The following is a 15,286-nucleotide window of genomic DNA, read 5'->3' as shown; positions in this document are numbered from 1 at the left end:
TGGTCCGGACACCCTGAACGGGTCCGGCCAGGGCTACGCTGGCACCATGACTGGGACGGATATTTTTCGGGGCACGGGGGCCCGCGGGGTCCGGATCGCCGCGGCGCTGGCGGTCATCGCCGTCGTGCTTTCCGGCTGCAGCACCGAGGATAAAGGGACACCGGCCTGGACGGCGGGTTCCGGACCGGGCGGCAGTTCGGGCGGGAGTACGACGTCGGCGGACCCGTCCGCGGGCGGCGCCACGCCGGGCGGCTCGCCCGGCGCCACGGTCTCCGGGTCAGCGGCACCGGGCTCGACGGCGTCGGCCTGGAAAGTCTTCGCCGATCCGGCGAAAAACGTCAGCTTCGAGCTCCCGCAGGAATGGATTGCCCAATCCGTGACACCCGAGCCGGGAACCAGGCCGGGCGCGCTCAAGATCGAGGTCAAGGACGCCAAGGGCGGTTACCTGGCCACCCTGCAGACCGGTCTGGCACCGCAGTCCGCCCCGGCCTGTGCGGATGACGCCGCCAAGCCGTACGTCGTCGTGAGCAGCGTTCCGGTGGAGCTGCCGCACCGGGCCGGCAACGGGACCATTGACCCGCATGTTGTGTTCCGGGTCATCCAGGGTTACAAGTACTTCGGCTCATATGGCATCACCAACATCGTGGGCGGTGCCGGCGGAAAATCCTGTGCGCTGCAGAACATGGTTCGCGGTCCCGAGGGCGCGGGCGACTACTCCTTCGGTGACCTGACGGTCCTGAAGCCGCCCGCCCCCGATCAGAAAGTGGCCCCGGCGAAGTCCTTCGACACCCTGGACCAGGCGGCCAAATACGTCAACGAGGGCCCGGAATTCGCCAACGTCCAGCGGATGCTAATGTCTCTGAAGATCAAGAACTAGTCCTGCCCCGCCCGCCCGTGGCCGGGAGCGGTGACTCCACCTGTTGTTACCCCACACCACGGAGAAACATGGAACGCACCGCAGCCGTCCGCCTGGCTTTCCAGACCGTGGCGGATACCAAGGTGGCCCTGGCGGTGGCGGTGGCACGCAACGCCGGCTACACCAGCTTCGAGGAGTCGCTTTCCGTGACATCCGGCGGCGAGGACATCCCGGTGACCGAGCTCTCGGACCACCACGGCGGCCGCTTCCACTACATGGAGTTCGCGGAACCCGCCGAGGTCCTCGTGGAGTACACCGCCACCATCACAGGCTTCGCGCTGCCGGAAGAACCGGGGCTGATGGAACTCATCCGCTACGTGCGTCCCAGCCGCTATGCCGAGTCCGATCGGATGCTGCCCACCGCCTATGCGGAATTCGGCGGCTTTCAGGGCGTGGAGCTCCTGCAGGCCGTCCGCAACTGGGTCTTCAGCGAGCTGCGGTACCTCAGCGGATCGTCGCGGGGGACCGACGGCGCCGTCGAGACCCTCCTGCACCGCCGCGGTGTCTGCCGCGACTTCGCCCATCTGGCGATCTCGCTCCTGCGCTCCAAAAACGTACCGGCCCGGCTGGCCGCCGTGTACGCCCCCGGGCTGAGTCCAATGGACTTCCACGCGGTGGCCGAGGCCCACATCAACGGGGCTTGGCACGTGATCGATCCGACCGGCCTGGCGCCGCGCGAAAGTATGCTGCGGATCACCGCGGGCCGCGATTCCTCGGATACCGCGTTCCTGTCCACGGTGGGCGGGAGCCTGGTGCTGAACGAACTCAGGGTCACCGCGATCGTCAACGGCGAACTGCCGGACGAGGATCCGTCGAAGCTCGTCGTGCTCCGCTAACGGTCGCCGGAGACCCGGTCCGCCGGGCCGGCGTCGTCAGCGCACATTCAGCGTGCCGTCACCGATGCCCGCAGCTTCTCCGTCAGGCGCAGCAGCTCCTGCTGTTCGGCGGCCGTGAGCGCGGGGCCGACCAGGGTCACGATGTCGCGGACGTGCTCCCGGCCGATCTGCCGTTGGAGCTCCCAGCCGGCCTCGGTGAGCTTGATCTGTACCCCGCGGCCGTCCTCGGGAACGGGCTTCCGCTCCACGAGTCCGCGCTTTTCCAGCCGTTCCACCAGCCGGCTCAGGCTGGACTGGCTGAGCAGGATGTGATCGTTGAGCTCGTTCTGGCGGAGCCACCCGGACGGACACCGGGAGAGCGTAAAGAGCACGTCGTATTCATTGAGCGGCAGCGTCTTGAAGGCGGGTGCTGCCTGCAGCTTGCGCATCACTGCCACCTGGGCGCGGAACAGTGATTCCCAAGTTTCCGCGGCCAGGCGTACGGGTGACCCGGCTGTCTGGGCGGCCATCACGCGCTTTTGTTGCCGGCGGGGCTGGTGGTTTGGCCGGAGGGCTGACCGGCTGCGGCCAGGGAGGCAGCCACCCGTCCGGCGTGGGTGGGCGGCTCCGGAAGATGTGCCGGGGTGAGGGCGGCGTATTCCTTGCGGAGCACCGGCAGCACCTCTTCGCCGAACAGGTCCAGCTGTTCGAGGACCGTTTTCAGCGGCAGGCCGGCGTGGTCGATCAGGAACAGCTGGCGCTGGTAGTCGCCGAAGTACTCACGGAAGGTCAGGGTCTTTTCGATGACTTCCTGCGGGCTGCCCACGGTCAGCGGAGTCTGTGAGGTGAAGTCCTCCAGCGAGGGGCCGTGTCCGTAGACCGGGGCGTTGTCGAAGTAGGGGCGGAACTCCTTGACGGCGTCCTGGGAGTTCTTCCGCATGAAGAATTGTCCGCCGAGGCCCACGATCGCCTGGTCTGCCTTGCCATGGCCGTAGTGCTCGTAGCGTTCGCGGTAGAGGCTGATCAGCTGCTGGTAGTGCTCCTTGGGCCAGAAGATGTTGTTCGCGAAGAAGCCGTCGCCGTAGTAGGCAGCCACTTCGGCGATCTGCGGGGTGCGGATGGAGCCGTGCCACACGAAGGGTGCCACGCCGTCGAGCGGGCGCGGGGTGGACGTGAAGTTTTGCAGCGGGGTGCGGAACTTGCCGGACCAGTTCACGGTGTCCTCGTCCCAGAGGCGGCGCAGCAGGGCGTAGTTCTCGATCGCGAGTTCGATCCCGTCCTGGATGTTCTTGCCGAACCAGGGGTAGACCGGGGCGGTGTTGCCGCGGCCCAGGACCAGGTCCACGCGGCCGTCGGACAGGTGCTGCAGCATGGCGAAGTCCTCGGCGATCTTCACCGGGTCATTGGTGGTGATCAGCGTCGTCGCCGTGGACAGGATGATCCGCTCGGTCTGGGCCGCGATGTAGGCGAGGGTGGTGGTGGGGGAGGAGGAGAAGAACGGCCGGTTGTGGTGCTCGCCGATGGCATAGACATCCATGCCAATGTCCTCGACCTTTTTGGCGATCGCCACGGACGCCTTGATGCGCTCGTGCTCCGTAGGCATACGGCCCGTGGTGGGGTCGGTGGTGATGTCGCTGACGCTGAATACGCCGATCTGCATGGTGGGCCTTTCCGTGGCCGGAGTCTTCCGGGAGCTGCTTCTACTATAGCCGCGATACATGCATTTGCATCTATCGACCGGTATAACGCCTCCCCTGGCGAATATTCCCGTTGGCCGGGCCCAGAGGGACATGCCCCGCGCCGGGGCCGGCGGGTGGACATAGTGTCATTGTGTCCAGTCCCGGGTGCGAAGAATGGGCATGTCCCCCGGACTGGACACCGGCCTAAAGGGGACATGCCCCGCGCCGGGGCCGGCGGGTGGACATAGTGTCATTATGCCCAGTCCCGGGTGCGAAGAATGGGCATGTCCCGCGCGGCATGAACAGGTCCAGGTGCGTCCAACCCACCGACGACTCCGCGAACATGACCTCTAGTTGCGCAGGGCCGGGGCCTCGTCGGTCCCTGAAAGCTGGCCGGGGAGCTGGCCGTCCTCGTGACCGGCCGGGCCGCTCACGACGCCCTGCCTGCCCTCGCCGCCGGTACTTCCCTCAACGCCGGTGCTGCTCACAACGCCGGTACCGCTCACGACGTCGGCGCGGCCTGCGGCGGCGCGGCGACCACGCGGCGGCGTTGCGTCCGCCGTCGCCAGCGCCTTCCGTTCGCGCCGGCCCTCGACCAGCCGGTACAGCACCGGTACCAGGACCAGGGTCAGCGCGGTGGAGGAGATCAGGCCGCCGATCACCACGATGGCGAGCGGCTGCGAGATGAAGCCGCCTCCGCCGGTCAGGCCCAGGGCCATCGGCGTCAGCGCGAACACAGTGGCCAGGGCCGTCATCAGAATCGGCCGGAGCCGCTGGCGGGCGCCGTGTGTGATTGCGTCCGCCACGCTCATCCCGGGCTCGCCGTTCCGCGGCCGGCGGTACTGGTTGATGAGGTCGATCAGCACAATCGCATTGGTCACCACAATCCCCACCAGCATCAGCATGCCGATCAGCGAGGGCAGGCCCAGCGGCACCCCGGTCACCAGCAGCAGCCCGATAGCGCCTGTAGCAGCGAACGGGACGGAGACGAGCAGGATCAGCGGCTGGATGAGCGACTTGAACGCGGCGACCATGATCACGTAGACGATCGCGATGGCTGCCAGCAGGGCCAGGCCCAGCTGGGCGAAGGACTCGGCCTGCTGCGTTGTGGCGCCACCGATCTCAGCCGTGACGCCCGGCGGCAGCTGGACTGTCTTGAGCCGCGCCTGCACTTCGGTGCTCACCGCGCCGAGGTTGGCGCCCGACGGCGTGACGGACACGCGCGCGGTCCGCTGGCCGTTGCTCGCAGTGATCGAGACGGGCACGTCCACCTGCTCCACGGCGGCGATGCTGCCTAGCGGGACGGGGCCACGCGCCGTCGGGAGCGGTATGTCCCGGACGGCGCCGATGCTGCTGAAGCGGGTGCCTTCGCCGATCCGGACCGGGAAGTCGTTGGTCTCGATGCGCACGGTTCCGGCCGGAATCGGGCTGATGGTGGCGGCCAGCACACCGGCCACCTGCTCCTCGTTCAGGCCTGCGGCGACGGCCTTGGCCCGATCCACCTTGACCTGGACCACCGGTTGGCTGGCTGCCAGGTTGGTGGCCACCTCGGAGGAGCCGGGGACGCCGTCCATGGCCGTGACCATGGCCTCGCTCGCAGCGCGGAGGTCCGCGGTGGTGGCGGCCTTGAGAGTGATGTCCACGGTCGACGTCGTGCCGAAGCCGCCCTGCTGCGAGCCCACGGTGATCTTGCCGGCATCAGGAATCCTGGCGAGCTCGCCGCGGACGGTGTCTTTGAGTTTGCCCTGGTTGGCCTTCTCCTCCGTGACCACAGTGAAGCTGGAATTTGAGGCACCGGCCGACAGCAGCGCGGAGAAGCCGGTCCGGGCGTTGCCGGTGGTGACCTGGACGTCCTTGACGCCGTCGATCTCCCGCAACACCTCCTCCACCTTGATGGCGGCAGCGCCGGCCTCGGCCAGGCTGGTGCCGGCGGGGAGGCTCTGCCGGACGGTCATGCTGTTTTCGCCCGAGCTGCCCAGCAGATCGGTGGCCAGCAGCGGGGTCATGGCGGCGGTGCCGCCGAGCACCAGGACGGCCGCGATCAGGGTCACGGCCGGGTGCTTCTGGGTTTTGGCCAGGATCGGCATGTAACCGCGCTGCAGCACTGTGCGCTGCTCTGCCTCGTGGGCCCTGGCCGCGATCTCCCGGGCTGAGCCTTCCGGGGCGCCGGCCTTGTCGGCAGGATTGCGCAGGAACCAGTACGCCAGCACCGGCACGATGGTCAATGACACCAGGAGCGAGGAAAGCAGCGCGATGGTGACTGTCATCGCGAACGGCCGGAACAGTTCGCCGGCCAGGCCGGCCACAAAAGCGATCGGCAGGAAGACGGCCACGGTGGTCAGGGTGGAGGCGGTGATGGCGCCGGCGACCTCGCGGATGGAGGTCAGGATCGCGGTGATCTTCGCCTCGCCGTAGCTCAGGTGGCGCTTGATGTTCTCGATCACCACGATCGAGTCGTCCACCACACGGCCGATCGCGATGGTGAGCGCGCCGAGGGTCAGGATGTTCAGCGAGTAGCCGGTGGCAGACAGCCCGATGAACGTGATCAGCAGGGACAGCGGGATGGACACGGCCGTCACCAGGGTGGCGCGTGCGGACATCAGGAACACCAGGATCACGGCGACGGCGAAGCCCAGTCCCAGCAGACCCTCGGTGGTGAGGTCCTTGATGGACTTCTCGATGAACGGCGCCTGATCGAAGATCGGGGTGAACCTGGCATTGGAGCCGAGTTCGGCCTCCAGCTGGGGGATGGACTCCTTTACCGCGCGGGAAATGGCGACCGTGTCGCCCTCGGGCTTTTTGGTGACGGACAGGGCCAGGGTTTCCTCGCCGTTGGTCCGGGTGATCGAGGTGCGGGCGTCCTCGGCGATGCTCACCTCCGCGACGCTGCCGATCGTGGCGGCATCCCTGGCGCCGCCGAGCGGGAGAGCCTTGATCGCGTCGAGCGAATCCACCGGGCTGCCGATCTGCAGCGAGAGGGTCTTGCCCTGTTCCTCGATGGTGCCGGCCGGAATCAGGGCGCCGTTGTTCTTCAGCGCATTGCTGATGGACTGGATGCTCGCGCCGGACGCCGCCATCGCCTCGGGGCGCGGCAGGATCTTGATGTGCTGGGTGGCGCCGCCGGTCAGATCGGCGCCGCGGACGCCGTCGAGCTTCTGCAGCCGCGGCACGCTGAGCCGGGCCAGATCGGAGTTCAGCTCACTGAGCGGCTTGTCCGAGGAGACCGCGAGGAAGACGATCGGGAAATCGCTGATGCTGCCGGCGATCGCCTGCGGCTGGACATCGGCCGGCAGGGACCGCTTGGCGTTGGAGATGGCGCGGTCGATCTGGTTCCGGGCACGGTCCAGGTTCGAACCGTAGGTGAACACCAGGGAGATCTGCGAGACGCCGTTGCGCGAGGTGGAGGACGTGGACTCCAGGCCTTCGACGCCGTTGAGCGCCGTCTCCAGCGGGCCGCTGACCTGCTTGTCCACGACTTCCGGCGAGGCCCCGGGCATCGAGGTGATGACCGTGATCTGCGGGAACTCGATGGACGGGATGAGCTCCTGCTTCAGCGAGGACATTGTGATCACGCCGAAGACGGACGCGAACACGGTGACCAGCGCAATCAGCGCCCGGTTTGCCAGCGAAAGTGTTGCGAGCCGGAACATCTCATGGACTCCTGGAAGGTCGAGGGTCGTACATCAAAGAAGTGAAGCGCCCGCAACCCGGAGCGGGCGTCAGGTACGGGGAGCGTTGACCGGTTCCAGCTGCAGTGCCTTGGCCGTCTCGGCTTCCAGTCGGGCGGCGAGTTCCGGGTTGTCGTTAAGCCTGATGCCGTAGCCGGGCATCATGTCCTTGAACTTGGACTGCCAGCCCTTGAAGTTCTTCGGGAAGGACTTCTGGAGCAGTTCAATCATGATCGGCACGGCGGTTGACGCGCCCGGGGACGCGCCGAGCAGGGCGCCGATGGAGCCGTCGCGGCCAGCGATGACTTCGGTGCCGAACTGCAGCACGCCGCCCTTCTTCGGATCTTTCTTGATGATCTGAACACGCTGGCCGGCCGTGATGAGTTCCCAGTCGGCATCCTGCGCTTCCGGGTAGTACTCGCGCAGGGCCTCCACTTTGGCGCCGTGGCGCTTGGCGACTTCCTTGACCAGGTAGGCGGTGAGGTCCATGTTGTCCTTGGCGACGGCCAGCATCGGGATGATGTTGGAGGGCCGGATGGACAGCGGCAGATCCAGGTAGGAACCGGTCTTGAGGAAGTTGGTGGAGAAACCGGCGTAGGGGCCGAACAGCAGCGAGCGCTTGCCGTGGACGAAGCGGGTATCCAGGTGCGGCACCGACATGGGCGGTGCGCCGACCGATGCCTGGCCGTAGACCTTGGCACTGTGCTGGGCGGCGAGGGCCTCGTCGGTGCAGCGGAAGAACTGGCCCGAGACCGGGAAGCCGCCGTAGCCCTTGCTTTCCGGGATGCCTGAGGCCTGCAGCAGGTGCAGCGCGCCGCCGCCGGCCCCCACGAAGACGAACTTCGCGTGGATCGAGCCGTGCTCGCCGGACTGCGGGTGCTTGAGTGAGAGGTCCCAGCCGCCGCCGGACGCGCGCTTGATGCCGGAGACGTCGTGGCCGTAGTTGATTTCCACGCCGTTACTGCCCAGGTAGCCGGTCAGTTCGCGGGTCAGGGCGCCGAAGTCGACGTCGGTCCCTTCCGCTGCGCGGGTTGCCGCAATGCGCTGCTTCGGGTCGCGGCCCTTGACGATCAGCGGGGCCCACTTGGCGATCTGGGCATGGTCCTCGGAGTACTCCATCGAGCGGAACAGCGGGTTCGGCTTGAGGGCCTCATAACGGCTGCGCAGGAACCTGGCGTTGTCCTCGCCGATCACGAAACTCATGTGCGGCACCGTGTTGATGAAGCCCTTAGGCGAGCCGATCATCCCGTTGGTGGTCAGGTGGGACCAGAACTGGCGGGAGAGCTGGAACTGCTCGTTGATGAGCAAGGCCTTGGCAGGGTCCACGGAACCGTCTTTGGCGGCGGGGGAGTAATTAAGCTCACACAGGGCGGCGTGGCCGGTGCCGGCGTTGTTCCAGGGACCGGAGCTTTCCAGGCCGGGCTCATCAAGCTTCTCGAACAGGGAAATTGTCCAGTTCGGCTCGAGCTGCTTGAGGAAAGCGCCGAGCGTGGCGCTCATGATGCCGCCGCCAATCAGGACGACGTCGGCATGTTGGGTCTTGGAAATGAAAGTCACAATCAGTCTCCGATAGCAGCGGGTCTGGCTGTCACAGAATATCCCCGCGGTGCGCTCTAACTGAAATTGGGTCAGTCCGTCAAGGCTTTAGCTCAATCTTCGTGAAAGCTTCGTTCAGGACGGGCGACGCCGGGTACTTCAGCACACGGTCGGACAGGGCCAGGGCGGAAATCGGGAAGGCGATGGGAACGGCGGGCACGGTGGCGGCGATCTGGGCATTGATCGTCTGGTACTGCTCTGTACGCTCCTTGCCGTCCGGCAATCCGCGGGCCCGGGCAATCTTGGAGAAGACCTGCGGGTCCTGATAACCGAATTCCCCGGTGTTCTCGCCAAAGAGCGGGCCGACGAAGTTGTCCGGATCCGAATAGGAGCCGTTCCAGCCCAGCAGATGGAGGCCGTGGTCACCGGCGGACGTGACCTTCTGCAGGTAGCCTTCGGACCAGTCAACCGGTACCGGCTTGATGTTAAGCCCGACGGCGGTCAGTTGCTTGCTGATCTCCGCATAGACCTTCTCCGGCGTCGGGAGGTAGGGCCGGGTGACGTTGAGCGGGTAGTAGAACTTCAGTTCCTCGCCGTTGTAGCCGGCCTCGCTGAGCAGTTCCTTTGCCTTGGCCGGGTTGTGCCCCAGCGACGGGGCATTGTTGTTGAATCCGCTGAGCTTCGGCGGGACGAACTGGGAAGCCTGGGCCGTGTTGTCAATGAAGAACCGTCGGATCAGGGTCTCTTTGTCCAGGGCCATCTCGATGGCCTGGCGGACCTTGATGTTCTGCAGGATCGGGACTTCCTGGTTCATGCCGAGGTACATGACGGAGAACGGGTCCCGCTGGATGATCTGCTTGCCGCGTTTGACGAGCTGGTCAAAGTTCTCCACCGTGACGGCGTCATAGGCGTCGATCTTGCCGTCCAGCAGGGCCTGCATCCTGGTCTGGGTGTGATCGTAGGTGACAAAGTTGATCGTCCCGATCTGGCCCTTGTCCCCCCAGTAGCTTTTATTGCCGGCAAGGGTGATGTTGCCCTTGTCCCAGGAGTCGAGGACATAGGGGCCGGTTCCCACCGGGTGCAGGCCGTAGGCGGAGACGGGCTGCCCGTCGCGGCTCTGGTTGAGCACATCCGCGTTCCGGGCCGCCAGGGCCTGCGGCGAGGACAGGGCGAAGGCGGGGAGTGCCAGGGCCTGCAGGAACCCGGTGAAAGGCTGCGTGAGTTCGATCTTCACGTTGTCCGGGGCGACGGCGGTGCAGCCCTTATAGATGGAGAGGGACGCCTGATCGGCGTGGGCCTTGAAGACGCCCTTGAAGGTGGTTCCCGCGGCCTGCTTCCGCAGCGCCTCCGGGAAGTTGAACCAGCGGTTGAAGTTGCTGCAGACGGACGCGGCATCGAACGCCGCACCGTCCTGGAAGTTCACCTTCTCGCGGAGCTTGAAGTCGTAGCTGCGGCCCTCGTCACCGGTATTCCACTCGGTGGCGAGCAACGGCGTCGGCTGCCCGGTGGTCTGGTCCACGCCCACAAGCCCCTCCAAAACCTGGCGGGTAACACGGTAGGACTCGATGTCCGAGACGAGGGCCGGGTCCAGGCCCAGGGGCTCGGAGGCGGTGCCGAACGTGAACACGGCGCTGGGGCCGCCGTCGTTAGCGCCGGCAGAAGCGCCGGCGGAAGCAGTCGGGGAGCTGGGGGCGGGAGTGGGGGATCCGGTGCACGCGGCGAGCGGCAGCAGCAGGAGTATGGCACCGAGGCCGGCCGCGATGCGGCGGACGGTACTGGGGCGCACTGTCCTCGGGCGCACTGTAATGGGGCGCACTGTACTGCTGGGCACTCGGGAATCACCTCTGGGGACTGGGCGGACCGCCGGCTGCGGAACAGCCCCCAGTCTAGTTGACCGGCCCGGCCGACGGCGGTTGGCCCGCCCGGACGGCGGACCGCCCAGGTTCACAAAATCTTGCGGCCCTCAAACAGAAGGCCCGCACCAGTGGGTGCGGGCCGTCCGTTCTCCAGGTCGGTCCAGGGAGTCAGGCTGAGACCGGAGCAGGAGTGATTGGGGGCTGCTTACTTGGGCATCAGGACGGAGTCCACCATGTAAACAGTGGCGTTGGCCGTCATGACGCCACCGCAGACAACACCGGCGTCGTCGACCTTGAGGGCGTCCTTGCTGCCGGTGACGGTGACGGAACCGCCCTGAACGGTCTTGTGGGTGCCCACGATCTTGTCCGGGCTGATCTTGCCGGGGACCACGTGGTAGGTCAGGATCTTGCTCAGGAGGGCGTCATCGGTCTTGAGCGTCTCGATCGTCGCGGCGTCGATCTTGGCGAAAGCGTCATCGGTCGGGGCGAAGACCGTGAATTCGCTGCCGTTCAGGGTGTCCACCAGGTCCACCTTGGGGTTGAGCTTGCCGGAAACGGCCGCGGTCAGCGTGGTGAGGATCGGGTTGTTCGAGGCGGCGACAGCTACCGGGTCGAGGGCCATCCCGGAGACGGAACCGGCACCACTGGGCACCTTCGCGGCGTAACCGGCGCAGCCCGCACCGACGAGGTTGGCTGCCGGATCCATGGCAGCCGAGGAGCTCTTGGACGGCGACGGCGCCATGCTGGAGGCCGACGGCGTGGACGCAGGAGCCGAGGAAGTGGATGCGGTGGTGCTGGATCCGCCGCAGGCACTGAGGCTGAGCATGGCTGCAGCGGCGATACCTGCAACGGCGAGGGTGTTGCGCTTGATGGTCTGCATTTCGGTTTCTCCTTAGTTATGCCGATCGTTACCTGTGGCGACCTTTGCCGCTCCGGCCCATGTCCGATCTGGTGGGCACCGACCCTTACCTTGGTGTCTCGCTGGGGGGTGTCTCGCTGGGGATTCGTCGGGTGCGGGGAGTCGGATGGGTGCGGTTTTGATCTTTTTTTGGGGAGCTGGGCCTCCGCGGGTAGGCCAGGTTCCGCGCGGCGGGGTGAACCGTAGCCGCAGAACAGCACACCGTCATCTTAAAAGGAAAGAACCCCGGTCAGCGACCGGGGTTCTTTCACTGTGCGCAAGGGGGGATTTGAACCCCCACGCCCGAAGGCACAGGAACCTAAATCCTGCGTGTCTGCCAATTTCACCACTCGCGCGCGGCGCCGTCTGTCAGGTCAAGGGCCCGTCAACGGCGAATGCCACGCTCCATTGTACCCGGCTAGCCGTCCAGCCTGAGGTCGCGGCGGAGCTTTGCGACATGCCCGGTGGCCCGGACGTTGTACTGGGCTGCGGCGACCTTGCCTTCAGAGTCGACGACGACGGTGGAACGGATGAGTCCCTCGTACGTCCGGCCGTAGTTCTTCTTCTCGCCCCAGGCCCCGTAGGACTCCGCGACGGCGTGGTCCTCGTCGGAGAGCAGCGGGAAGGTCAGGCCTTCCGCGGCCGCGAACTTGGCGAGTTTGTCCACAGGGTCGGGGGAGATGCCGACGACGTCGTAGCCTGCGTGCTGCATCGATGCGAGGGAATCGCGGAAGTCGCAGGCCTCCTTGGTGCATCCCGGGGTGGACGCTGCAGGATAGAAGTAGACAACAGCGCTGCGGCCACGGAAATCTTTTAGCGAGACGTCCTTCCCGTCAGCATCCTTCAGCGTGAATTCCGGTGCCGGGGCTCCGGGAATGAGTCGTTCAGGCAAGATAATCTCCTTACGGTGTTTGAGGCTGGATCGGGTTTGCCAACGTGGGCGTCCGCGGGCTCGTTTGTCCCCGATGCTGCGGCTGGCCAGCTCCGCTTCGACTTGTCTTAGACCTGCCGGACGGGTTCCAGCGGGCGGGCGGCGAGCCAGCGGTCCAGCTCCGCCGCACCGACGGGCCTCGAGACAAAGTATCCCTGTGCGTTGTCGCAGCCGAGCGCTTTCAGCTCGTCCTTCGTTTCCTGGCTCTCCACACCTTCCGCCACAATCCGCAACCCCAGGCTGTGCGCCAGGGCAATGGTGGAGGCAACAAGCGCCGAGGCCCGGGGATCCGTGTCCATCGGCTGCACGAAGGACCGGTCGAGCTTGAGTTCGTCGATGGGCAGTTCACGAAGGTATGCGAGTGAACTATAGCCCGTGCCGAAGTCATCAACGGCGATCTGCACACCGCTCTCCCTGAGCTGGGTCAGGATTTCCCGCGCTCGATCACGGTCCGCCATGAGGAAGTCCTCGGTGATTTCCAGGACCAGGGCACTTGCCGGCAGCTTGCGCTCGCGCAGCATGGAACCGACCCTCCGCGGCAGCCCGATGTCCACCAGGGAACTGGCGGAGATGTTCACCGCGACCGTCAGTGGCTCGTGTTTCGCATGCCACCGGGCCGCCTGATCCAGTGCTTTCGCCAGCACCACGGCGGTGAGGTCGTGCATCAGACCGCATTCCTCGGCAAGGCCAAGGAACTCGGCCGGCGCGAGCACGCCGCGGGTGGGGTGGTCCCAACGGACCAGGGCTTCGACGCCGTGGATCTCGTCCGTAGCAAGGTCGACTTGGGGCTGATAGTGCAGAATCAGCTGATCCGAGGCCAGTGCGGTCCGCAGTTCCTGAACAGTCCGCAGCCGCAACTCACCCTGCCGGTCGTCGTCGTGATGATAGATGTGGTGTCCACTGCGAGCCGTTTTGGCGCGGTACATCGCCATGTCGGCCTTGCGCAGCAACGTGTTGACGTTTTTCCCGTGCACCGGGAAAAGCGCGACGCCGATGCTGACGCTGGTCCGTAGCGCTATGCCTCCAGACGTGAATGACTCCGCCAGGGCATTCCGGAGCTTTTTGGCGACGGCCGCCGCTTCGTCTTCGTCGCCGTCGGCCAGGAGCACCGCGAATTCATCGCCGCCGAGCCGGGCCAGCAGGTCATCGGGGCGAAGCGAACGCGCTAACCGCGCTCCCACCTGGACCAGCAGGCGGTCGCCGGCCTCGTGGCCCAGGCTGTCGTTAATTTCCTTGAAACGGTCCAGGTCAAGGAGCAGCAGCGCGCCATTGCGCTTCCCGGCGGCCGCAAGGCGTTCGGTGCAGTCATCATTGAAGGCCCGCCGGTTCAGCAGCCCGGTCAGGTCATCCGTGCGGGTCAACCGGCGGAGCAGACGGTGACGGAAGGCCATCGGAACGGCCGCAAGGACCAGAGTTATGCTGGCCAGCACCAGGGCGTACGGCGGCAGGTGCTGCTGGCTGCCCAGGAGCAGAACTCCCAAAGCGGCCGCCGTCGCGAGGCCTGGCACAACCAGTGCCTGATGCGCTCTGCCCCGGCGCCGGCCCTGGCCCTCCGGACGCGAGGCACGGTCAATCCACAGCGCAATGAGCGCCAGCCCGGTGGCCCACACCAGGTCCAGGACCGAGCCAACGGAATAGGCCCCGGATGCTTCGCCGAGCGCGAATACGACATCGGCGGCGGCGAATAAAAGCAGTCCGGCGACGAGATAGGCCCAGTGCTTATCGGATGCGCGCTGCGACGCGATGATGGCCGCAATCACGGCAATAAGCATCAGGTCGAAAAGCGGATACGCGACAGCGATGACGGTGCCGGCCGAGATGGGCGTGCCACCGGCGGAGTCCAGGACGGGTTCGAGGAGAACCGCCAGGACCGCAGCGGCGCCGCAGGCGGCCACGGCGCTGTCCAGGAGGACCGGCCATGCAGCCGTTCGCAGCCGTTTGACCACAACCATAGCCAGAGCGAGCAGCATCAAGGCATAAAAGAGGATATAGCCGACGTCGGCTGGAGAAGGCGCGGGGACGGTGCCTGACGGCTCCCGGGCCAGCATGTAGTAGGCATCGCCCAGGGCAGTTGCCGTCACCGCAAGCGCAGCCAGAACAAGCTCGCCCGGTACCGCTGCGGAGCGTCGCAGGGCCAGCCAACAGACGGCCACCGTAACAGCTTCGGTGACCATGGACATCCAGCCATCGACGGCGGCGTGGTACCCCTCGCCGTGCAGCAGCCGGGCCACGACATACGTAAAAAGTGCCATCGCCATCGCAAGGACGGGCAGGCCGATTGTGCGGAACACCGCGCGGGCAGGCTGCCCTTTTGCATATCGCTTCACAGATACCCCCGAGGTCCGCGAAGATCTTACCAGCCCTGTTCCCGGGCGCCCGGTCAACCGGGTGTCCCGTCGGCCAGTTGGCCCCCTTCAGGGGTGGGTGTACCTGAGCTATTGAGCAACGGTGCGGGCGGCGAACCCTACGCTCGCTATACTTGTTGGTATGCCTGATATGGATCGCTGGCCCACTGGGCGCCTCTTGTCCACGGCAGCCCGCCTTGTTGAACACTCCTGGAACGAGAAGCTGGGTGCCATTGGGCTGACCCATGCCGGGGTCATCGCCATGGAAGTGCTCTCGGCTAACGGGCCCATGACGCAGGCGCAACTGGCCTTTCTGGTGCGGGTCCAGGCGCAGACCATGGGGAAAACCCTGAGCCGTCTGGAAGTGCACGGCCACATTTCCCGGCAGCGCAGCACCTCGGACCGCCGCAGCCACGTCGTGTCCCTGACCGACCGTGGCCGCCAGGCTGTGGTCGAAGCCGCCGACATGGAGCGCTCAGTGCTCGCCGCGGCGTCCATCGATCCCGACGTGCTGCGGCAGGAACTCCAGGCCGTCGTCACGGAGCTGGCCACCCGCATTTCGTCCTCCGAGGTCAAGGCCATCGTCACGGACGCCGAGCCCGGCCTGGCCGTCGAGGCGAATACCCTGAACTAAGGTCAGCC

The 15,286-nt window shown here is 66.2% G+C and carries 11 protein-coding genes and 1 tRNA gene; 3 read left to right on the top strand and 9 right to left on the bottom strand.

Features of this window, described 5'->3' with window-relative positions:
* Nucleotides 1–46 precede the first annotated feature (46 nt).
* A complete protein-coding gene (locus tag RCH07_RS00840; RefSeq protein ID WP_326965563.1) occupies nt 47–877 on the top strand; it encodes a hypothetical protein in 831 nt (276 codons plus the stop codon).
* Nucleotides 878–945: 68 nt separating this feature from the next.
* Nucleotides 946–1,752 (top strand): transglutaminase-like domain-containing protein, encoded by an 807-nt coding sequence (locus RCH07_RS00835; protein WP_326965562.1) that lies wholly within the window; start codon nt 946–948, stop codon nt 1,750–1,752.
* Between the two features lie 47 nt (nt 1,753–1,799).
* Here the strand turns inward: RCH07_RS00835 and RCH07_RS00830 are convergent, their stop codons facing one another.
* The 9 genes from RCH07_RS00830 to RCH07_RS00790 all read right to left on the bottom strand — a co-directional run bounded on the left by RCH07_RS00830 (nt 1,800) and on the right by RCH07_RS00790 (nt 14,590).
* Entirely contained in the window at nt 1,800–2,261 is a 462-nt protein-coding gene (locus RCH07_RS00830; RefSeq protein ID WP_326965561.1) for a MarR family winged helix-turn-helix transcriptional regulator, read from the bottom strand.
* Nucleotides 2,261–3,391, bottom strand: a complete 1,131-nt coding sequence (locus RCH07_RS00825) for an LLM class flavin-dependent oxidoreductase (RefSeq protein ID WP_326965560.1) — start codon at nt 3,389–3,391, stop codon at nt 2,261–2,263. The genes RCH07_RS00830 and RCH07_RS00825 overlap by 1 nt, the downstream gene beginning before the upstream one ends.
* Nucleotides 3,392–3,760: 369 nt before the next feature.
* Entirely contained in the window at nt 3,761–7,060 is a 3,300-nt protein-coding gene (locus RCH07_RS00820) for an efflux RND transporter permease subunit (protein ID WP_326965559.1), read from the bottom strand.
* A gap of 69 nt (nt 7,061–7,129) precedes the next feature.
* The gene (locus RCH07_RS00815) at nt 7,130–8,635 is read right to left on the bottom strand and encodes a malate:quinone oxidoreductase (RefSeq protein WP_326965558.1); all 1,506 of its coding nucleotides are present in this window, start codon (nt 8,633–8,635) and stop codon (nt 7,130–7,132) included.
* Nucleotides 8,636–8,714: 79 nt separating this feature from the next.
* The gene (locus RCH07_RS00810) at nt 8,715–10,400 is read right to left on the bottom strand and encodes an ABC transporter substrate-binding protein (RefSeq protein ID WP_326965557.1); all 1,686 of its coding nucleotides are present in this window, start codon (nt 10,398–10,400) and stop codon (nt 8,715–8,717) included.
* A gap of 275 nt (nt 10,401–10,675) precedes the next feature.
* The gene (locus tag RCH07_RS00805) at nt 10,676–11,350 is read right to left on the bottom strand and encodes a fasciclin domain-containing protein (RefSeq protein WP_326965556.1); all 675 of its coding nucleotides are present in this window, start codon (nt 11,348–11,350) and stop codon (nt 10,676–10,678) included.
* A gap of 292 nt (nt 11,351–11,642) precedes the next feature.
* Nucleotides 11,643–11,724: transfer RNA gene (locus RCH07_RS00800), tRNA-Leu, on the bottom strand.
* Nucleotides 11,725–11,786: 62 nt separating this feature from the next.
* Nucleotides 11,787–12,260, bottom strand: a complete 474-nt coding sequence (bcp, locus tag RCH07_RS00795; protein WP_326965555.1) for a thioredoxin-dependent thiol peroxidase — start codon at nt 12,258–12,260, stop codon at nt 11,787–11,789.
* Between the two features lie 107 nt (nt 12,261–12,367).
* On the bottom strand, nt 12,368–14,590 hold the full coding sequence (locus RCH07_RS00790) for a putative bifunctional diguanylate cyclase/phosphodiesterase (protein WP_326965554.1): 2,223 nt from the start codon (nt 14,588–14,590) through the stop codon (nt 12,368–12,370).
* Between the two features lie 205 nt (nt 14,591–14,795).
* On the opposite strand from RCH07_RS00790, the gene RCH07_RS00785 reads away from it, so the two are divergent.
* Entirely contained in the window at nt 14,796–15,278 is a 483-nt protein-coding gene (locus tag RCH07_RS00785) for a MarR family winged helix-turn-helix transcriptional regulator (RefSeq protein WP_326965657.1), read from the top strand.
* The last annotated feature ends 8 nt before the right edge of the window (nt 15,279–15,286 follow it).

Origin of the sequence: Arthrobacter sp. CG_A4 (assembly GCF_035985125.1) — a bacterium.
Lineage (GTDB): Bacteria > Actinomycetota > Actinomycetes > Actinomycetales > Micrococcaceae > Arthrobacter.
This window is presented reverse-complemented; position numbering and strand designations above follow the sequence as displayed.